Origin of the sequence: Pseudomonas sp. NPDC089401, from assembly GCF_044749485.1 — a bacterium.
In the GTDB taxonomy this organism is placed as follows: domain Bacteria; phylum Pseudomonadota; class Gammaproteobacteria; order Pseudomonadales; family Pseudomonadaceae; genus Aquipseudomonas.
Genome location: NZ_JBIVIA010000001.1, coordinates 710,478 through 730,164, shown reverse-complemented (window position 1 = coordinate 730,164; position 19,687 = coordinate 710,478). Strand labels below are relative to the sequence as shown.

The window sequence follows — 19,687 nt, the reverse complement described above, 5'->3', positions numbered from 1 at the left end:
CTGGATCAATGATTTCCAGCGGCCAGCGCGAAACCTGTGGGAGCGGTTTTACCCGCGAATGCGATGTTCAATGCACCGACGCATTCGCGGGTAACCCCGCCCCCACAAGGCCCGCGCCAAGCCCTTAAGGAGTTTTTCATGACCTGGCAACCCCACATCACCGTCGCCACCATCGTCGAGCACGAGGGCAAGTTCCTCTTCGTCGAGGAATTCAAAGCCAACCAGCACGTCTTCAACCAGCCCGCCGGCCACCTCGAACCGAACGAGACCCTGCCCCAGGCCGCCCTGCGCGAAACCCTCGAGGAAACCGCCTGGGAAGTCGAGCTCACCGGCGTGGTCGGCATCTACCTCTACACCGCCCCCAGCAACGGCGTGACCTACCAGCGCATCTGCTTCGCCGCCCGCCCCGTGCGCCACCACGCCGACCTCGCCCTGGACAGCGACATCGTCCGCGCCGTGTGGCTGACCCGCGACGAGCTGCTGGCCGACCCCTCCCGCTGGCGCAGCGAGCTGGTGCCGCGCTGCCTAGACGACTACCTCAAGGGCCCGCTGCACAGCCTCGAGCTGCTGCGCGACTGACGCGCCGCGCCGGTTTTGATAGAATCGGCGTTTTTCCCCCTCAGATACACACCGGTACCCATGACCAGCCCAGCACTCAAAGACCCCGCCAAGACCCGCGTCATCGTCGGCATGTCCGGCGGCGTGGACTCTTCCGTCTCCGCCCTTCTGCTCATGGAACAGGGCTACCAGGTGGAAGGGCTGTTCATGAAGAACTGGGAAGAAGACGACGGCACCGAATACTGCACCGCCCGTGAAGACCTGGCCGACGCCCAGGCCGTGTGCGACCGCATCGGCATCAAGCTGCACACCGCCAACTTCGCCGCCGAATACTGGGACAACGTGTTCGAGCACTTCCTCGAAGAGTACAAGGCCGGCCGCACGCCCAACCCGGACATCCTCTGCAACCGCGAAATCAAGTTCAAGGCGTTCCTCGACTACGCCCTGTCGCTGGGCGCCGACCTGATCGCCACCGGCCACTACGTGCGCCGCCGCGACACTGGCGAGCTGACCGAACTGCTCAAGGGCCTGGACCCGAACAAGGACCAGAGCTACTTCCTGCACGCCGTCGGCGGCAAGGAAATCGCCCGCACCCTGTTCCCGGTCGGCGAGCTGGAAAAGCCCGAGGTCCGCGCCATCGCCGAAAAACACGGCCTGGCCACCGCCAAGAAGAAGGACTCCACCGGCATCTGCTTCATCGGCGAGCGCCGCTTCAGCGACTTCCTCAAGCAGTACCTGCCGGCCCAGCCAGGCAACATCGAAACCACCGACGGCGACGTGATCGGCCGCCACCATGGCCTGATGTACCACACCATCGGCCAGCGCCAGGGCCTGGGCATCGGCGGCCTCAAGGACGCCGGCGACGAGCCGTGGTACGTGCTGCACAAGGACCTGACCCGCAACGTGCTGGTGGTCGGCCAGGGCAACGAACACCCATGGCTGTTCTCCCGCGCCCTGCTCGCCTCGCAGATCTTCTGGGTCAACCCGATCGACCTGAGCAGCCCGCGCCAGCTCACCGCCAAGGTACGCTACCGCCAGGGCGACCAGCAGTGCACCCTGGAACTCACCGAAAGCGGCTACCGCGCCGTGTTCGACGAGCCGCAGCGCGCGGTGACCCCGGGCCAGTCGGTGGTGTTCTATGATGGCGAAGTGTGCCTGGGCGGCGGTGTGATCGAAACTGCCGAGCCGTGGAGCCCGCGCGCATGAGCAACCTGCAGGAGCAATTGATTGCCCTGGGCGGCGTGTTCCAGGCCGCCGTGCTGGTCGACCGCATCGCCCGCACCGGCCAGGCCAGCGAGGCCAACATCGGCTGCATGCTCGGCAGCCTGCTGGTACGCGACCCGAACAACACCCTGGAAGTGTTCGGCGGCGACGACCTCAACCTGCGCGACGGCTACCGCGCGCTGGTCGGCGCCCTGGAGCGCGACCCCAGCAGCCTGCAGCGCGAGCCGCTGCGCTATGCCCTGTCGATGCTCAACCTCGAACGCCAGCTGAACAAGCGCGGCGACCTGCTCGACACCATCGGCAACCGCCTGCCGCAGATCCAGTCCCAGGCCGAACATTTCGGCCTGGTTCACGAAAACGTCATCGCTTCCAGCGGAGCCTTGTACCAGGACACCCTGAGCACCTTGCGCCAGCGCATCCAGGTGCACGGCGACATGCGCTTCCTGCAGCAGGCCAGCAACGCCTCGAAGATCCGCGCCCTGCTGCTCGCCGGCATCCGCGCCGCGCGCCTGTGGCGCCAGCTCGGCGGGCACCGCTGGCAGCTGGTGTTCAGCCGGCGCAAGCTGCTCAACGAACTGTACGACATGATGCGCTCGCCTTCCTGAAGGCGACGCCCAACCCTGGGTAGGAGCGGCCTTGTGTCGCGAAAGGGCTGCGCAGCAGCCCCGGCGATCTGTGCTGGGGCGAAGAATTCAGGGCCGCTGCGCGCCCCTTTCGCGACACAAGGCCGCTCCTACACAGGGACCGCGACACGCTTTCAAGGGCCGACCTTTGGTCAGCCACCCGACCCGGGCGCGAATTTCATGTATGATATGCGCCCTTCCAAAAGCCTGACTGTCCGAGAACACCCCATGCAGCTTTCTTCGCTCACTGCGGTTTCCCCTGTAGACGGCCGTTACGCCGGCAAAACCCAGGCCCTGCGCCCCATCTTCAGCGAATTCGGCCTGATCCGTTTCCGCGCCCTGGTCGAAGTGCGCTGGCTGCAGCGCCTGGCCGCCCACCCACAGATCGGCGAAGTGCCGGCGTTCTCCGCCGAAGCCAACGCCCTGCTGGACAGCCTGGCCACCGACTTCAAGCTCGAGCACGCCGAACGCGTCAAGGAAATCGAGCGCACCACCAACCACGACGTCAAGGCGATCGAATACCTCCTCAAGGAGCAGGCCGCCCAGCTGCCTGAGCTGGCCAAGGTCAGCGAGTTCATCCACTTCGCCTGCACCAGCGAGGACATCAACAACCTGTCCCACGCGCTGATGCTGCGCGCCGGCCGTGACGACGTGCTGCTGCCGCTGATGCGCCAGATCGCCGACGCCATCCGCGCCCTGGCCCACGCCCACGCCGACGTGCCGATGCTGTCGCGCACCCACGGCCAGCCGGCTTCGCCGACCACCCTGGGCAAGGAGCTGGCCAACGTCGTGTACCGCCTGGAGCGCCAGATCGCCCAGGTCGCCGCCGTGCCGCTGCTGGGCAAGATCAACGGCGCCGTGGGCAACTACAACGCCCACCTGTCGGCCTACTCGCAGATCGACTGGGAAGCAAATGCCCGCGCCTTCATCGAAGACGAGCTGGGCCTGCAGTTCAACCCATACACCACCCAGATCGAGCCGCACGACTACATCGCCGAGCTGTTCGACGCGATCGCCCGCTTCAACACCATCCTCATCGACTTCGACCGCGACGTCTGGGGCTACATCTCGCTGGGCTACTTCAAGCAGAAGACCGTGGCCGGCGAAATCGGCTCCTCGACCATGCCGCACAAGGTCAACCCGATCGACTTCGAGAACTCCGAAGGCAACCTGGGCATCGCCAACGCGCTGTTCCAGCACCTGGCCAGCAAGCTGCCGATCTCGCGCTGGCAGCGTGACCTGACCGACTCCACCGTGCTGCGCAACCTGGGCGTGGGCTTCGCCCACAGCGTCATCGCCTATGAAGCCAGCCTCAAGGGCATCGGCAAGCTGGAAGTCAACCAGGCGCGCATCGCCGCCGACCTGGACGCCTGCTGGGAAGTCCTCGCCGAGCCGATCCAGACCGTGATGCGCCGCTTCAATATCGAGAACCCCTACGAGAAGCTCAAGGAGCTGACCCGTGGCAAGGGCATCACGCCAGACGCGCTGCTGACCTTCATCGATGGCCTCGACATGCCTGCCGACGCCAAGGCCGAACTGAAGCTGCTGACCCCCGCTACCTACATCGGTAACGCGGCAGCCCAGGCCAAACGCATCTAAGCTGACCGTCGCGTTGCAACGCCCGGCCTAGCCGGGCGTTTTTATTCCCGGACGAAAATTACGTTTTTTCAATAGGTTGAACATGAATCCTGATACTCCACTGCAGCTGCTCGGCGGCATCTCGGCCCGCGAATTCATGCGCGACTACTGGCAGAAGAAGCCGCTGCTGGTGCGCCAGGCGTTCCCGGACTTCGAAAGCCCGATCGACCCCGACGAGCTGGCCGGCCTGGCCCTGGAAGAGGAAGTCGAGTCGCGCATCGTCCTCGAGCACGGCGCCCACCCGTGGGAACTGCGCCGCGGCCCGTTCAGCGAAGACACCTTCGCCGAGCTGCCGGAACAGGACTGGACCCTGCTGGTGCAGGCCGTCGACCAGTTCGTCCCGGAAGTGGCCGAACTGCTGGAGCACTTCCGCTTCCTGCCGAGCTGGCGCATCGATGACGTGATGATCAGCTTCGCCACCCCGGGCGGCAGCGTCGGCCCGCACTTCGACAACTACGACGTGTTCCTCCTGCAGGGCCACGGCGAGCGCAACTGGAAAGTCGGCCAGATGTGCAACAGCGACAGCCCGCTGCTGGAGCACGCCGACCTGCGCATCCTCGCCGAGTTCGAGCAGAGCGCAGAGTGGACCCTGGAGCCGGGCGACATGCTCTACCTGCCGCCGCGCCTGGCCCACTACGGTGTTGCCGTGGACAACTGCCTGACCTACTCGGTCGGCTTCCGCGCGCCGAGCGCCGCCGAAGTGCTGACCCACTTCACCGACTTCCTCGGCCAGTTCCTCCCGGAAGAAGAGCGCTACAGCGACGCCGACGCCCAGCCTGCCAGCGACCCGCACCAGATCCAGCACGACGCCCTCGACCGCCTCAAGGCGCTGATCGACAAGCACACCAACGACAAGGACCTGCTGCTGACCTGGTTCGGCCAGTTCATGACCGAGCCACGCTACCCGGAGCAGGTCAGCGGCGAAGAGCTGGACGAGGACGAGCTGGTCGAGGCCCTGGAAGACGGCGCCATCCTGATCCGCAACCCGAGCGCGCGCATGGCCTGGTCCGAGCTCAACGACGACCTGATGCTGTTCGCCAGCGGCCGCAGCTGCCCGCTGCCGGCCAAGCTGCGCGAGCTGCTGAAGCTGGTGTGCGCCGCCGACGCGTTACACATCGAAAACCTTGAGCAGTGGTTGCAGGACGAAGATGGCCTTATGCTCATCCAGCAGTTGATCAAACAAGGAAGCCTGGGATTCGCCAATGAATAAGATTCGTGTGCGCCTCGCCGACTGGCACAAGGACAACGCCGACATCCGGCGCATCCGCGAAGCCGTGTTCGTTGCCGAGCAGCATGTGCCGCCGGAGCTGGAGTGGGATTCGGATGACCCGACCGCTGCCCACTTCCTGGCCCTGGAAGGCGATTACCCGATCGGTACCGCCCGCCTGCTGCCCGACGGTACCATCGGCCGGGTATCGGTGCTCAAGGACTGGCGCGGCCTGAAGGTCGGCGATGCGCTGATGCATGCGGTGATCGCCGAAGCGCAGAACCGTGACCTGAAGCAGCAGATGCTCAGCGCCCAGGTGCATGCCACGCCGTTCTACGAGCGGCTGGGCTTCCGGGTGGTCAGCGAGGAATTCCTCGAAGCCGGCATCCCGCACGTGGACATGGTGCGCGACTCGCGCGCCTGATCGCAAACCTGCACCGGCCCTTTCGCGGGTAAACCCGCTCCCACAGTGATACCACAGACTCTGAAAGCTGTGCCGTACCTGTGGGAGCGGGTTTACCCGCGAAGAGGCCGGTACAGGTAAGAACACACCTCCTGACAAAACCCTGTACATCCATCCAGATAAAACTTGCCTCTGCGCCCCCGCTTGCGCATCCTAGTACCCATCACCCCCGATGAAGCGTTCCCGGCCATGCGCCTGTTCCTCTGCGAAAAACCCTCTCAGGCCAAAGACATCGCCAAGGTCCTAGGCGCCAACCGCAAGGCCGACGGCTGCTGGCAAGGCACCGATGTCTGCGTGACCTGGTGCATCGGCCACCTGCTGGAAACCGCCCCGCCCGACAGCTACGACGAACGCTACAAACGCTGGAACCTGGCCGACCTGCCGATCATCCCGGATAAATGGAAGATGCTGGTCAAGCCCAAGACCGCAAGCCAGTTCAAGGCCGTCAAGCGCCTGCTCGGCGAAGCCCGCGAGCTGGTGATCGCCACCGACGCCGACCGCGAGGGCGAGATGATCGCCCGTGAACTGGTCGAGCACTGCCGCTACCGCGGCCCGATCCAGCGCCTGTGGCTGTCGGCCCTGGACGACGCCTCGATCCGCAAGGCCCTGGCGCGCCTGCTGCCCGGCCAGGACACCTTCACCCTGTACCACTCGGCGCTGGGCCGCTCGCGCGCCGACTGGCTGATCGGCATGAACATGAGCCGCCTGTTCACCCTGCTCGGCCGCCAGTCCGGCTACCAGGGCGTGTTGCCGGTGGGCCGGGTGCAGACCCCGACCCTGCGCCTGGTGGTGGACCGCGACCGCAGCATCGCCGACTTCGTGCCGGTGCCGTTCTGGGCCATCGACGTGCAGCTCGAAGCGGCTGGCCAGGCATTCAACGCCCAATGGCGGGCGCCGGAAGACGCCTGCGACGACCAGGGCCGCTGCCTGAACCAGGCGCTGGCCCAGCAGGCTGCCGCCGACATGCACAACGCCGGCACGGCCAGGGTGCTCAAGGTCGCCACCGAGCGCGTGCGCGAAGCCGCGCCCCTGCCCTTCGACCTCGGCACCCTGCAGGAGCTGTGCTCGAAGAAGTTCGGCCTCGGCGCCCAGGAAACCCTCGACATCGCCCAGGCGCTGTACGAAACCCACAAGCTGATCACCTACCCACGCAGCGACTGCGGCTACCTGCCGGTCAGCCAGCACGGCGAAGCGCCGGCCATTCTCGCGGCGCTGCAACGCGCCGACGCCAGCCTGGCCCCATTGCAGCCGCACCTCGAAGCGCAGCGCCGCTCCCGCGCCTGGAACGACGCCAAGGTCAGCGCCCACCACGGCATCATCCCCACCGTCGCCGCCAGCGACCCGTCGCGCTTGCCGGCCAAGCACAAGGCGGTCTACACCCTGATCCGCGCGCGCTACCTGGCGCAGTTCCTGCCCAACCACGAATACGACCGCACCCAGGCCGAGTTCGATTGCGCCAGCCACGCCCTGCGCGCGGTTGGCAAGCAGATCGTCGAGCCTGGCTGGCGCCGCGCCCTGCCCGAGGCACTGACCCCGGCCAAAGGCCGCGAAGCTGCGCCAGCCCAGGTGCTGCCGGCACTGCGCGAAGGCCAGGACTGCAACGTGCAGGGCCTGCAACTGAAAGACCTGTGGACCCAGCCGCCAAAGCCCTTTACCGAAGGCGACCTGATCAAGGCGATGAAGAACGTCGCCAAGCTGGTGGACGACCCGCGGTTGAAACAGAAACTCAAGGAAACCACCGGCATCGGCACCGAAGCCACCCGCGCCAGCATCATCCAGGGCCTGCTCGACCGTGGTTACCTGGTGAAGAACGGCAAGGCCCTGGCCGCCACCCCGGCCGCCTTCAGCCTGATCGACGCCGTGCCCCGCGCCATCGCCGACCCCGGCACCACGGCAATCTGGGAGCAGGCGCTGGACATGGTGCAGAGCGGCGAGATGAGCCTGGAAGAGTTCGTCGCCCGGCAGTCGGCGTGGATGGGCAAGCTGGTCGAGCGTTGCCGGGGGATGCGCATGACCATCAGCGGGCCAGCGGTGGGCAAGGCGGCGCCGTGGAAGAAGAAACGGCGCAGCGGTGGCGGCAAAGCCAAGGCAACCGAAGGCAAGACCGCTGCCCGCAAACCAAGGCGCAAAGCTTCAAGTTGACAGGCTGCCTGCACTGGCCTTTTCGCGGGCAAGCCCGCTCCCACAGGGATCTGACTGCCTTCAGGGCCTGTGCAGTACCTGTGGGAGCGGGTTTACCCGCGAAGAGGCCATCACAGGCAACCCAACTCACTGCCTAGGTGCCACTCTTCAACCGGCTGAACGCCCGGGTCAGCTCGCGGTTGAACGCCTTGCCATTGTCATTCTTGCCATACAACCGCGCCCGCACCTCTACCGGCGGATAGGTCCCCGGCGCCGCGCGTATCTGCGCATCCACCAGCCCATCCGCCGCCGTGATCGCGTTGGCGTAGTGAATGGTGTCGGTAATCGGCGCAATCACCTCCGGCCGCATCAGGTAATCCATCAACTGCCAGGCCGCCTCCGGATGCGGCGCATCTTTGGGCACCACCAGCGCATCCAGCCAGATCAACGTGCCCTCCCTGGGAATGCTGTAGTCCAGGCCGAACGCCTTGCCCGCCTGCTGCGCCTGCCCTTGGGCGATGGCCACGTTGCCGTTCCACGACATCGCCACGCAGGTTTCACCATTGGCCAGGTCGTTGATGTTGCGGTCGTTGTCGAAGTAGCGGATGTACGGGCGCACCTTGCGCAACTGCACCTCTGCCGCCTTCAGGTCCTCGAGGCGTTGCTGGTTGATGTCCAGCCCCATGTAGCGCATCACCGCGGCGAACACTTCGTTGGGGTCGTTGAGCAGGCTCACCCCGCAATCAGCGAATCTGGCCACCACCTGCGGGTCGAACAGCATCGCCCAGCTGTCCAGCGGTGCACCGGCCAGGCGTGCGTTCACGGCCTGCTGCTGGTAACCCACCCCGGTGGTGCCCCAGGCATAAGTACCGGCATAGCGATTACCCGGGTCGAACAGCGCCATGTGCTGGCGAAATTCCTCGCCGATGCCCGCCAGGTGCGGCAGCCGGGCCTTGTCCAGTGGCTGCAGGGCGCCGCTGGCGATGGCCCGGCTCAAATGCTGCCCAGCGGTGAGCACCAGGTCGTAGCCGCTGCCCCCGGTCAGCAGCTTGGTCTCGGCCGTTTCCAGCGAATCGAAATGGTCGGCCACCACCCGTATGCCGGTTTCCTTCTCGAAATGGGTCAGGGTATCAGGGGCAAGGTATTCGCCCCAGATGTACAGGTTGACGGTCGGCTGTTGGGCGTCGGCCGCCTGGGCCGCCGACGCCGCGCAGCCCAGGGCGACCGCAGCCGCCAGTGCAGGCAGTTTCATCAGCGGCGACCTCCGGCGTACTGCGGCATGGTGATGCAGGCGACGTTGCCGCCACCGAGCAGGATTTCGCGGGAGTTTTCGATGCCGATGATGCGCTGCTCGGGGAACAGCTCCGCCAGGGTCGCCTGGGCGATGGCGTCGTTACGGTCACCGAACAGCGGCACGACGATGGCCGAATTGCCAGCGTAGTAGTTGATGTACGAGGCGCAGATGCGAGTACCGGCTTCACGAAGGTGGGTACCCTCGACCTGGTCGAGCCCGGCCGCTTCCTCGGCGGTCCACTCCAGCACGTCGGGCTGGGGCAGCTTGTGCACCTTGAGTTCACGGCCACGGGCATCGCGGGTACTGCGCAGGATGTCGTAGGCCTCCTGGTAGATTTCCCACTGCGGGTCGTCGCGGTTGTCGGTCCATTGCAGCACCACCTCGCCGGGGCGCACGAAACACGCCAGGTCGTCCACATGGCCGTCGGTCTCGTCGAACTTGCAGCCGCGCGGCAGCCAGATCACCTGCTCGGCGCCCAGGTAGTCCTGTAGCCGGCGGGTCACCTCGGGCTTGCCCAGATGGGCATTGCGGTTGCGGTTGAGCAGGCACTGCTCGGTGGTCAGCAGGCTGCCCTGGCCATCGCTCTGGATGCCGCCGAGCTCAGCGATCAATGGGGCGCGGTAACGGTCCAGGTTTTCGATTTCGAGGATCTTCTGGGCGATCTGGTCGTCCTTGTCCCAGGGGTAGTAGAGGCCGCCATCCAGGCCGCCATAGGCGTTGAACTCGAAGTCGACGCCGCGCACCTCACCACTGCTGTCGTTGACCACGAAGCAGGCGCCGCTGTCGCGGAACCAGGTGTCGTTGCAGCTCATCTCCACCACCCGTACCTGGGGCGGCAGCAGGCGCCGGGCATTGGCGTACTGGGCGGCCGAGGCACACACGGTGACCGGCTCGCTGGAGGCGATGGCGGTGACGATCTCGACCCAGACCTTTTGCGCAGGCTTGGCGCCATTGCGCCACACATCCGGGCGCTCCGGCCAGCCGAGCCAGCAGCCGGCCTTGCGCTCGAATTCGCCGGGCAAGCGGAAACCGTCGGCTTTCGGGGTGGTGGTGAGGGAACGTGCCATGGGTCAACCTCGGGTCGGTGAGTGATGACCGAACGCTACGCCGCCGCGCTGGCAGCATCCAACGATGAAAACTCAGCGATAGGTGAATTGAATTCAGCTATCGCCCAACTGTTCGATGAACCATTCGATGAAGTCGGCCACCGGCGCACGCTCCAGGCGCAGCCGCTCGCATACCAGCGCGTACTGGCCCTGGGCAGTGACGCTGGCACTGAACGGGCGCACCAGGCGACCGCCTTGCAGGTCGGCCTGGCAGGTCAGGTTGTCGCCCATCGCCACCCCCTGCCCCAGCAGCGCCGCCTCCAGCGCCAGCGCCGCGTGGGGGAAGTACAGCTGGCGGGTAGGCAAGGCGTCCTCGGCGTGGGTCGCCAGCCAGGTGGTCCAGGTGCGGCCATCCTGGTCGTCGTGCAGCAAGCAATGGCGCACCAGGTCGCGCGGGCGCTTGAGGCCACCCTGGTTGAACAGGCCCGGGCTGCACACGGGAAAGAACTGCAGTAGCGGCAAGGGCCGGACGAAGTGGGTGCTGGCGTCCAGGGTGCTGGTGCCATAGGTGATGGCCAGGTCGACGTCCAGCGCCGGAGCACCCGCGTCGATCGGCTGGTCGTGCAGGTGCAGGGTGATGTGCGGGTGGCGGCTGCTGAAATCGGCCAGGCGTGCCACCAGCCATTTCTGCGCAAGCTCGGCGGTCACCGCGACCCGCAGCACCGCCTGGGACGCCGGGTCGCGCAGTTCGTCGCAGGCCTTGCCGATCAGCTCGAAGGCCTGCTGCAGATGATGCAGCAGGCGCTCGGCTTCGGCGCTGGGGCGCACCTGGCGACCGACGCGTTCGAACAGGGCGACGCCAAGCTGGTCCTCGAGCTGGCGGATCTGGTGGCTGACGGCGCTGTCGGTGACGCACAGCTCGGCGGCGGCCCGGCCGAAGTGGCCGTGGCGGGCCGCGCATTCGAAGGTGCGCAGGGCGGTCAGGGAAGGCAGGCGGCGCATGGGTTTTCCTGTGAGGGACTCGGGGGCCGCTTTGCGGCCCTTTCGCGATACAAGGCCGCTCCTACGGCAATCGCGGATGCTTGTAGGAGCGGCCTTGTGTCGCGAAAGGGCTGCGCAGCAGCCCCAAAATATACAGCCAAAGACAAACAACCTGGCGCCATGAAAATCCTCTGCTAGATTTTCATGAAAATAACCACAATAAATTTCACGAGGCCCGGCATGTTCAAGCAGTCCGCCCAGCACGTCGCCAGCTACTACGCCCAGACCTACCCCGCCAGCATCCCTTTGCGCCCAACCCTGCAAGGCGCCCACGACACCGACGTGCTGATCGTCGGCGCCGGCTTCAGCGGCCTGCACACGGCCCTGCGCCTGGCCCTGGCCGGCAAGCGCGTGACCCTGCTGGAAGCCAGCCGGGTGGCCTGGGCCGCCTCCGGGCGCAACGGTGGCCAGGCCCTGCTCGGCTGGTCCTGCGACATGCCACCGCTGGAAAAGGCCCTGGGCGCGGAACGCACTCGGCGCCTGTGGGCCAGCATGTGCTGGGCCGCCGACGAGCTGCGCGAACTGCCTGACCGCCATGGCTTCGACATCGATTACCGCCTCGGCAGCCTGTGGACCGCCGTCCTGCCACGGCGGGTCAAGCTGCTCGAAGAAGCCCTGCACGACGCCGAACACAAATGGGGCTACGACGCCCTGCGCCTGATTGGCCGGGACGAACTGCCGCAATGGATCGACAGCCCGCGCTACCAGGCCGCGCTGTACGATGCCAAAGGTGCCCACCTGAATCCGCTGAAACTGGCCCAGGGCCTGGCGGCGACGATCGAAGCCCACGGCGGTCGGATATTCGAGCAGAGCCAGGTGCTCGACTACCAAGCCACGACCCACGGCCATACCGCCCGCACCGAGCATGGCGAGGTACGCTGCGGTGTCCTGGTACTGGCCTGCAACGCCTACATCGACCGCCTCGACCGCCGCCTGTCGCGGCGCCTGCTGCCGGTCGGCTCCTACCAGGTGGCCACCGCGCCGCTGGAGGCCGAGGTCGCCCGCTCGCTGCTGCCGCGCAACAGCTGCGTGATCGACAACCAGTTCGTCCCCGACTACTTCCGCCTCACCCCAGACCAGCGCCTGCTGTTCGGCGGCGGCTGCACCTACCTGGGCGGCATCCCCAAGGACGTCGCCAGCGCCACCCGCCCCTACCTGGAACGGGTGTTTCCACAACTGGCCGGCGTGGCCATCGACTACGCCTGGGGCGGCCACATCGATTGCAGTATCCAGCGCACCCCGGACATCGGCCGCGAAGGCCAGCGCTACTGGCTGCAAGGGTTCTCCGGCCATGGCGTGCTACCGACCCTGGCTGCGGCGCGGGCGGTAAGCGATGCAATCCTGGGTGACGACGACCTGCTGACGCTGTACCAGGGCATCGACAACGGCCGCTTCCCCGGCGGCGACCTGCTGGCGGCGCCCCTGGAAGCGGCGGCCAAGGCCTGGTACCGGATGCGCGACCATGTCTGAAGACGCCCAGGGCCTGGCCCTGCTGATCCGCGACCTGCGCAAGCACCGCGGGCTGACCCTCGACGAACTGGCAGGCAAGGTCAAGCGCTCGCTGGGCTTCCTGTCCCAGGTCGAGCGCGGCCTGTCGCAACCGACCGTGGCCGACCTGACGGCGATCAGCGAAGCCCTGCAGGTGCCGACCACCTACTTCTACCAGGCCAGCCAACCGCCCGTGCTGGACTGGGTCACCCGCCCCGGCGAGCGGCGCACGCTGTACTACGCCGAAGGCATCAGCGACGTGCTGGTGTCACCCACCCTCAACGGCCGCTTCGCCATGCTCGAAAGCCACCTGGCACCCGGCGCCAGCAGCGGCGAGGGGCACCTGAACGACAGCTCCGAGCAAGGCGGCTTCGTCCTTGAAGGCCAATTGACCCTCTGGCTCGCCAGTGACGAACAGGCCGTGGTGCTCAACGCCAACGACAGCTTCCAGCTGCCGCCCAACCGCCGCTTCCGCTACGCCAACCTGACCGACCAGACGACCCGCGTCCTCTGGGTATTCCGATGAGAGCACCCCATGACCCCAACAACAGGCTTTCCCGACCTGCTCAGTGAAGTCCGCGCGTTCCGGGCCCGCTACCCCGAGATCCGGCACATCGACCTGCTCAGCCTGGACATACCCGGGCACTTCTATGGCAAGCGCTACCCCATCGACATGCTGGAAAAGGTCGCCGCCGGCAGCCCGCTGAAACTGCCGCAGAACTGCGTGCTGTTGGGCGCACAAGGTGGGCTGTTCCAGATCGGCGACTACTGCTTCAACGACGGCGACCCGGATGCCCTGCGCCGCCTGGTGCCCGGCACGCTGAAGCCGGTGACCTGGGAACGCGAACCGCTCGGCCAGATGCTGATCACCTCCGACGGCACCGCCGCACCCATCGAGTTCGAACCCCGGGAAGTGCTCGCCCGCGTACTGCGGCGCCTGGAGCGACGCGGCATTCGCCCGGTGGTGGCGTTCGAGCTGGAGTTCTACCTGTTCGACCGGGCGCTCAGGCAAGGCCTGCCGCAATACCCCCGTGACCCGTTCAGCGATGACCCGGACGATCAGCCAAACATGCACATCGAGCGGCTGTCGCGCTTCAGCGACGTGCTCCGCGACATGGTCGAAACCGCCAACCTCCAGGGTATCGACGCCAACGTGATCACCGCCGAACTCGGCCCAGGCCAGTTCGAGATCAACTTCGGCCACTGCGACGACGGCTTGCAGGCGGCCGACTGGGCCGCCCTGTTCTGCCGCAGCACCCGTGGCGTCGCCTTGAAGCATGGGCAGCGCGCCTCGTTCATGAGCAAGCCCTACTTGCAGGCACCGGGCAGCGGCATGCATGTGCATGTCAGCCTGTACGACAGCGCTGGCAACAACCTGCTGGCCGCCGACCAGCAGCGTTCACTGCGCCATGCCGTGGCCGGCTGCCTGGCGTGGCTGCCGCACTGCATGCCGATCTTCGCCGCCAACCACAATGCCATGCGCCGCTACGGTGCCATGGTCAATGCGGCCAGCCGTGCGAGCTGGGGCTTCGAGGACCGCGACGCGTGCATTCGCATTCCTGAATCGGATGCGCGCAACCTGCGCATTGAGCACCGGCTGGCGGGGGCGGATGCCAACCCGTACCTGGTGCTGGCGGCGATCCTGTGTGGCATGGAACATGGGCTGGATGCCGGGCAGGAGCCGATCGCGCCACTGAACGAGGACCGTGGCAGTGGTATCGATTTTCCCAAGGACATGTTGAGTGCGGTCGCGGCCATGCGCGGGCATGCGGCGGTGAACGAGGGTTTGGGGGAAGAGTTCGTGATGGTGTATTGCGAGAACAAGCGCCAGGACCATCTGGCCTTCATGCAGGAGGTCAGTGCGCGGGAGTACCGGTGGTTCCTTTGACATAGGTGTGTGCCCCTTCGCGGGTAAACCCGCTCCCACATGCACTCAAGCCTTGTGCATTACCTGTGGGAGCGGGTTTACCCGCGAAGAGGCCGGCACTGGCAACCCATCTCTGCCAGGATTACCATGTCCGGCTTCGCCCTGCCCCCATCTGCCAGACCACCATGCCCTTCGAACTCACCGTAGAACCCCTCACCCTGCTGATCCTGGCCCTGGTCGCCTTCGTCGCCGGTTTCATCGATGCCATCGCCGGCGGCGGCGGCCTGCTGACCACCCCGGCGCTGCTCACCGCCGGCATGCCGCCACACCTGGTACTGGGCACCAACAAGCTCAGCTCGACCTTCGGCTCGGCCACCGCCGGCTTCACCTACTACCGGCGCAAGCTGTTCCACCCAGCACAGTGGCGCCCGGCACTGTTCGCCACGCTGGTCGGTGCTTCGATCGGCGCGGTGATCGCCCACTACATGCCGGCCGAATGGCTGAACAAGATGCTGCCGGTGATCGTCTTCGCCTGTGGCATCTACCTGCTGTTCGGCGGCACCCCCAAGGCGCCGCTGGATGCCGATGCGCCGATCGGGAAAAAGTGGCAGCTGCCACAGGGCTTCACCCTGGGCTTCTACGACGGTGTCGCCGGCCCGGGCACCGGCGCGTTCTGGACCGTCAGTACCCTGCTGCTCTACCCCATCGACCTGGTCCGCGCCAGCGGCGTGGCGCGCAGCATGAACTTCGTCAGCAACATCGCGGCACTGACGGTGTTCGTCATTTCCGGGCAGGTGGACTACATCGTCGGCCTGTGCATGGGCCTGTCGGTGATGGTCGGTGCCTTCTTCGGCGCACGCACGGCGATCAGCGGCGGCAGCAAGTTCATCCGCCCGGTGTTCATCACCGTGGTGCTGGCGCTGACCATTCGTTTAGCGTGGCAGCACTGGTTCGGGCAAGCCTGAGCGGCGCGCGACGTAAAGGTCGATCAGGTAACGGGCGATGGAGCGCCCGGCCGGCAGCGGCGGCAAGTCGTGCACGCTGAACCACTGGGCATCCTCGATCTCGTCCGGCTGCATGACGATCTCGCCACCGGCATATTCGGCGTGGAAGCCCAGCATCATCGAGTGCGGGAACGGCCAGCACTGGCTGCCGACGTACTGGATGTTGCGCACCTCCACCGCCACCTCTTCACGCACCTCGCGCACCAGGCAGTCCTCGGCCGACTCGCCCGGCTCGGCGAAGCCCGCCAGGGTGCTGTACACCCCGGCCACGAAGCGCGGCGAGCGGGCCAGCAGAATCTCGTCGCCGCGGGTCACCAGCACGATCATGCTCGGCGAAATGCGCGGGTAGCTGCGCAGGTCGCAGGGCTGGCAGTACATCGCCCGCTCCCAGCGGATCTGCGCCATGGCCTGGCCGCAGCTGCCGCAGAAGCGGTGCTCGCGGGCCCAGGTGCCGATCTGCGCGGCGTAACCCAGCACTTTATAGGTGTCGAAATCGCCTTCGAGCATGAAACTGCGCAGGCCGCGCCAGCTGCAGCCCGGCACCTCGACCGCGCTGCGCAGCTCGAGCAGGAACACAGGCTCACCATCGAAATGACCGATGCCGTGCTCGCTCAATACCTCCAGCTCCTGGCGCTTGAGCCAGTCGCGCGGGAACAGCGCGCCGTTGGCGTCCACCAGGAAGCCGTCCGGGCTGCGCGCCACGGCCAGCCCCCCGGTGATCTGCGGGTCGAGTACTGCGGTAATCCAGCGTGCTGACATGTCGGGGGTTTCCTGACTGCGCGCCCCCCGGCTGTATCAGTCGGCGAACGTCGGTTTCTGTTTGCTCATGTGCGCCGCCACGGCCACGCGCAGGTCTTCGGACTGCAGCATCGCGGCGTTCCAGGTGGCGATGTATTCCAGGCCATCGTCGATGCGATGGTCACGCATGTAGCTGAGCATTTCCTTGGTGCCGGCCACGGCGATCGGCGATTTTGCGGCAATCTCGCGGGCGATGGCAAAGACCCCGTCGAGCAGCGCGGCCTGATCATCATAGACCCGGTTCACCAGGCCGATGCGCAGGGCCTCGTCGGCTTCCACGTTGCGCCCGGTGAAGGCCAGCTCACGCATCATGCCGTCGCCGATGATACGTGGCAAACGTTGCAGGGTGCCGACATCGGCGGCCATGCCCATGTCGATTTCCTTGATCGAGAACTGCGCGTCGCGGCTGCAGTAGCGCATGTCACAGGCCGAGACCAGGTCGATGGCACCACCGATGCAGTAGCCCTGGATGGCCGCCAGCACCGGCTTGCGGCAGTTGTCCACGGCGTTGAACGACGCCTGCAGGCGCAGGATGGTGCGGCGCAGCAGGCGCGCGTTGCGGCCCACGTCCTTGCCCATCTGGCCGGCCAGCGAGGCCAGCATCATCAGGTCGATGCCGGAGGAGAAATGCTTGCCGGCGCCGCTGATCACCACGGCGCGCACCGCGTCGGTGTCATCGATCCACTGGAAGATGTCGACGATCTCCTCCCAGAAGGCCGCGTTCATCGCGTTGATCTTTTCCGGGCGGTTGATCTGTACGTGGGCGATGCTGTCGGTCAGTTCGACCTTGAACGCGGTGTACTCGGTCACGGGCGGCACTCCTGTGGAGGGTTGGGTTCACTTCGCGGATGGTAACCCAGGGCGATAGCCGTGCTTGTGCCAAAAACGGGACTGCCGGCTTGTCGAAATCGCCGGGGGCCGTTCGACCATTAATGACGTTTCGACACTTCCCTGCTTCAGGAGACGCCCCATGCGCAAACTCATCGTAGCCGCCTTCACCAGCCTGGACGGGGTCATGCAGGCGCCCGGTGGCCCCCAGGAAGACACCAGCGGCAACTTCACCTTCGGCGGCTGGATCGTGCCCTACGCCGAGGAAGTGTTCGGCCAGGCCATGCAGGCCCTGTTCAGCCAGCCCTTCGAACTGCTGCTGGGCCGGCGCACTTACGACATCTTCGCCGGCTACTGGCCGAAGGTTAAGGACGACACCGAGGAATTTTCCATCGCCAACCTGTTCAACAGCGTACCCAAGCATGTCGCTACCCATGCGCCAGACAGCCTCGCCTGGCGCAACAGCCATGGCCTGGGCAGCGACATCGTTGCAGCGGTGCGGGCCCTCAAGCAGCAGGACGGCGGCGACCTGCTGACCCAGGGCAGTGCCGAGCTGGTGCAGCAACTGCTGGCAGCCGGGCTGGTCGATGAATTGCAGCTGTTGATCAACCCGGTGCTGCTGGGGCACGGCAAGCGGTTGTTCGGCGATGATGCCGCGCCAGGCGCCTATACCTTGCAGCATTCACAAGTGACACCGAAGGGCGTGATCATCGCCCGCTATGTACGGGCAGGTGACGTTGAGACAGGCTCATTCGATTTGCCGCCGGAGAATACATGAGCCGATACAACTTTTCCGCCGAGGCTGAATCGAACATCCTGTGAGCCCAACATAAGCCGACAGGAGGTTTGCCATGGCGATGCGCACGGCCCTGATGTTTTCCTGCATGACCCTGGCCCTGATGGGCTGCGCCGGTTCCAGCGACGAGCACCGCGCGCCGCCCAGCACCCAGCAGGTCGACCTGCAACGTTACCAGGGTACCTGGTACGAGCTGGCGCGCCTGCCGATGTTCTTCCAGCGCAACTGCGTGCAGTCCGAGGCCCATTACGGCCTGCGCGAGGACGGCAAGATCGACGTCACCAACCGTTGCAAGGAAAAGGACGGCGAGCTCAACGAAGCCCGCGGCGTCGCCGAACCCCAGGTGGCGGGCAGGACCGACAAGCTCTGGGTGCGCTTCGACAACTGGTTCAGCCGCCTGGCGCCGGGCCTGACCAAAGGCGAATACTGGGTGCTGTACCACGACAAGGATTACCGCGTGGCGCTGGTCGGGCACCCCAACCGCGAGTACCTGTGGCTGCTCTCGCGCACCCCGGCAATCACCGACCAGGCCCGCGACCAGTTGCTGGCGATCGCCCGCAAGCAGGGCTACGACACGCACAAGCTGATCTGGCGCCAGGACACCCCGGCCACGCCTTGAGCATCGACGCCCAGCAGCAATCGGGCTAAGGTGTCGCTCCCCAAACGCATGGAGCGAAACATTGGACCTGCAGTTTCTGGGCACCTCCTCCGGGGTGCCTACCAAATCCCGCAACGTCAGCGCCACCGCCGTCATCGAAGCCAGTGGCAGCCACTGGTACCTGGTGGACTGCGGCGAAGGCACCCAGCATCAACTGCTGCACTCGCCGCTGTCGATGCGCGACCTGCGCGGCATCTTCATCACCCACGTGCACGGCGACCACTGCTTCGGCCTGCCCGGCCTGCTGGCCAGCGCCGGCATGAGCGGGCGGACCGAACCGCTCGACCTGATCCTGCCCGCCGCCCTGCAGGACTGGGTGCGCCTGAGCCTGGCGGCCAGCGAAAGCTACCTGCCGTTCGAACTGCGCATGTTGCCGGTCGAGCAACTGCAGCACTGGCAAAGCAGCCACGTCGAAGTCAGCACCGTGCAACTGTCGCACCGCGTGCCGAGCGTCGGCTTCGTGTTCACCGAGCTGAACCCCGAGCCGCGCCTGGACATCGCCCGCCTGGAAGCCGAAGGCATTCCGCGCGGGCCGTTGTGGGGCGACCTGGCCAAGGGCATTTCGGTCGAGCATGACGGCCAGACGCTCGACGCACGCGTCTACCTCAAAGCTTCGCGCCCGGCGCGTCGAGTGATCGTCTGCGGCGACAACGACAACCCGGCGCTGCTGGCCCAGGTCGCCCAGGGCGCGGACGTGCTGGTGCACGAGGCGACCTTTACCCAGCCGATCATCGACCGCAGCGGCAACAGCTTCGGCCACAGCACGGCGGCGGCCGTGGCCCGGTTCGCCGAGCAGGCCGGGGTGCGCAACCTGGTGCTGACGCATTTCAGTGCCCGCTATCAAGCAGACCCCAAGCGCAGCCCGTGCATCGATGACGTGCGCGAGGAGGCGCAAGCGCACTACAGCGGCAACCTGACCTTGGCCCGGGACCTGCAGCGCTACCACATCGGCCGCGATGGCGGCCTGGTCGCCGTGTCGGCCTGAAAACACGGGCAACACCTCGGGGCAACGTTCTATTCCATCGTTTGCTTC

At 66.2% G+C, this 19,687-nt stretch carries 19 protein-coding genes; 14 read left to right on the top strand and 5 right to left on the bottom strand.

Going from position 1 to position 19,687, the window contains the following annotated elements; translation table 11 throughout:
- Positions 1–138: 138 nt before the first annotated feature.
- From ACIP21_RS03305 to ACIP21_RS03275, 7 genes are all read left to right on the top strand, one after another.
- The gene (locus ACIP21_RS03305) at positions 139–579 is read left to right on the top strand and encodes an NUDIX hydrolase (RefSeq protein ID WP_400683911.1); all 441 of its coding nucleotides are present in this window, start codon (positions 139–141) and stop codon (positions 577–579) included.
- Positions 580–639: 60 nt separating this feature from the next.
- Positions 640–1,764 (top strand): tRNA 2-thiouridine(34) synthase MnmA, encoded by a 1,125-nt coding sequence (gene mnmA, locus ACIP21_RS03300; protein WP_400683908.1) that lies wholly within the window; start codon positions 640–642, stop codon positions 1,762–1,764.
- Complete coding sequence (hflD, locus tag ACIP21_RS03295) at positions 1,761–2,387, top strand: high frequency lysogenization protein HflD (protein ID WP_400683906.1); 627 nt, start codon at positions 1,761–1,763, stop codon at positions 2,385–2,387. The genes mnmA and hflD overlap by 4 nt, the downstream gene beginning before the upstream one ends.
- Before the next feature lie 246 nt (positions 2,388–2,633).
- The gene (gene purB, locus ACIP21_RS03290) at positions 2,634–4,004 is read left to right on the top strand and encodes an adenylosuccinate lyase (RefSeq protein ID WP_400683903.1); all 1,371 of its coding nucleotides are present in this window, start codon (positions 2,634–2,636) and stop codon (positions 4,002–4,004) included.
- Between the two features lie 82 nt (positions 4,005–4,086).
- Positions 4,087–5,253, top strand: a complete 1,167-nt coding sequence (locus ACIP21_RS03285; protein ID WP_400683900.1) for a JmjC domain-containing protein — start codon at positions 4,087–4,089, stop codon at positions 5,251–5,253.
- Positions 5,246–5,674, top strand: coding sequence for a GNAT family N-acetyltransferase (locus ACIP21_RS03280; protein WP_400683897.1), 429 nt, complete (start codon positions 5,246–5,248; stop codon positions 5,672–5,674). The genes ACIP21_RS03285 and ACIP21_RS03280 overlap by 8 nt, the downstream gene beginning before the upstream one ends.
- 228 nt (positions 5,675–5,902) lie before the next feature.
- Positions 5,903–7,855, top strand: coding sequence for a DNA topoisomerase III (locus ACIP21_RS03275; RefSeq protein WP_400684295.1), 1,953 nt, complete (start codon positions 5,903–5,905; stop codon positions 7,853–7,855).
- 133 nt (positions 7,856–7,988) lie between these two features.
- Here ACIP21_RS03275 and ACIP21_RS03270 read toward each other — a convergent pair whose 3' ends face one another.
- The 3 genes from ACIP21_RS03270 to ACIP21_RS03260 all read right to left on the bottom strand — a co-directional run bounded on the left by ACIP21_RS03270 (position 7,989) and on the right by ACIP21_RS03260 (position 11,176).
- A complete protein-coding gene (locus tag ACIP21_RS03270) occupies positions 7,989–9,086 on the bottom strand; it encodes an extracellular solute-binding protein (protein WP_400683894.1) in 1,098 nt (365 codons plus the stop codon).
- Positions 9,086–10,195, bottom strand: coding sequence for an agmatine deiminase (aguA, locus tag ACIP21_RS03265; protein WP_400683891.1), 1,110 nt, complete (start codon positions 10,193–10,195; stop codon positions 9,086–9,088). Before aguA ends, ACIP21_RS03270 begins: the two co-directional genes overlap by 1 nt.
- Positions 10,196–10,288: 93 nt before the next feature.
- Entirely contained in the window at positions 10,289–11,176 is an 888-nt protein-coding gene (locus tag ACIP21_RS03260; RefSeq protein WP_400683889.1) for a LysR substrate-binding domain-containing protein, read from the bottom strand.
- 219 nt (positions 11,177–11,395) lie between these two features.
- On the opposite strand from ACIP21_RS03260, the gene ACIP21_RS03255 reads away from it, so the two are divergent.
- The 4 genes from ACIP21_RS03255 to ACIP21_RS03240 all read left to right on the top strand — a co-directional run bounded on the left by ACIP21_RS03255 (position 11,396) and on the right by ACIP21_RS03240 (position 15,535).
- Entirely contained in the window at positions 11,396–12,685 is a 1,290-nt protein-coding gene (locus ACIP21_RS03255) for an NAD(P)/FAD-dependent oxidoreductase (protein WP_400683887.1), read from the top strand.
- On the top strand, positions 12,678–13,229 hold the full coding sequence (locus ACIP21_RS03250; protein WP_400683884.1) for a helix-turn-helix domain-containing protein: 552 nt from the start codon (positions 12,678–12,680) through the stop codon (positions 13,227–13,229). The genes ACIP21_RS03255 and ACIP21_RS03250 overlap by 8 nt, the downstream gene beginning before the upstream one ends.
- Positions 13,230–13,238: 9 nt before the next feature.
- On the top strand, positions 13,239–14,591 hold the full coding sequence (locus tag ACIP21_RS03245; protein ID WP_400683882.1) for a glutamine synthetase family protein: 1,353 nt from the start codon (positions 13,239–13,241) through the stop codon (positions 14,589–14,591).
- A 164-nt stretch (positions 14,592–14,755) separates the two neighbouring features.
- The gene (locus tag ACIP21_RS03240) at positions 14,756–15,535 is read left to right on the top strand and encodes a TSUP family transporter (RefSeq protein WP_400683880.1); all 780 of its coding nucleotides are present in this window, start codon (positions 14,756–14,758) and stop codon (positions 15,533–15,535) included.
- Here ACIP21_RS03240 and nudC read toward each other — a convergent pair.
- Together nudC and ACIP21_RS03230 are read right to left on the bottom strand one after the other, a co-directional pair.
- The gene (gene nudC / locus ACIP21_RS03235; protein ID WP_400683878.1) at positions 15,503–16,333 is read right to left on the bottom strand and encodes an NAD(+) diphosphatase; all 831 of its coding nucleotides are present in this window, start codon (positions 16,331–16,333) and stop codon (positions 15,503–15,505) included. The genes ACIP21_RS03240 and nudC overlap by 33 nt on opposite strands.
- A gap of 36 nt (positions 16,334–16,369) precedes the next feature.
- Positions 16,370–17,182, bottom strand: a complete 813-nt coding sequence (locus ACIP21_RS03230) for a crotonase/enoyl-CoA hydratase family protein (protein WP_400683876.1) — start codon at positions 17,180–17,182, stop codon at positions 16,370–16,372.
- Positions 17,183–17,342: 160 nt separating this feature from the next.
- Between ACIP21_RS03230 and ACIP21_RS03225 the strand changes: the two genes are divergently transcribed.
- From ACIP21_RS03225 to ACIP21_RS03215, 3 genes are all read left to right on the top strand, one after another.
- Entirely contained in the window at positions 17,343–17,978 is a 636-nt protein-coding gene (locus ACIP21_RS03225; protein WP_400683874.1) for a dihydrofolate reductase family protein, read from the top strand.
- A 73-nt stretch (positions 17,979–18,051) separates the two neighbouring features.
- Positions 18,052–18,615 carry a lipocalin family protein gene (locus tag ACIP21_RS03220; protein WP_400683872.1) on the top strand — a complete coding sequence of 188 codons (564 nt, stop codon included), beginning with the start codon at positions 18,052–18,054 and terminating at the stop codon, positions 18,613–18,615.
- Between the two features lie 61 nt (positions 18,616–18,676).
- A complete protein-coding gene (locus tag ACIP21_RS03215) occupies positions 18,677–19,639 on the top strand; it encodes a ribonuclease Z (RefSeq protein WP_400683870.1) in 963 nt (320 codons plus the stop codon).
- Positions 19,640–19,687: the final 48 nt, after the last annotated feature.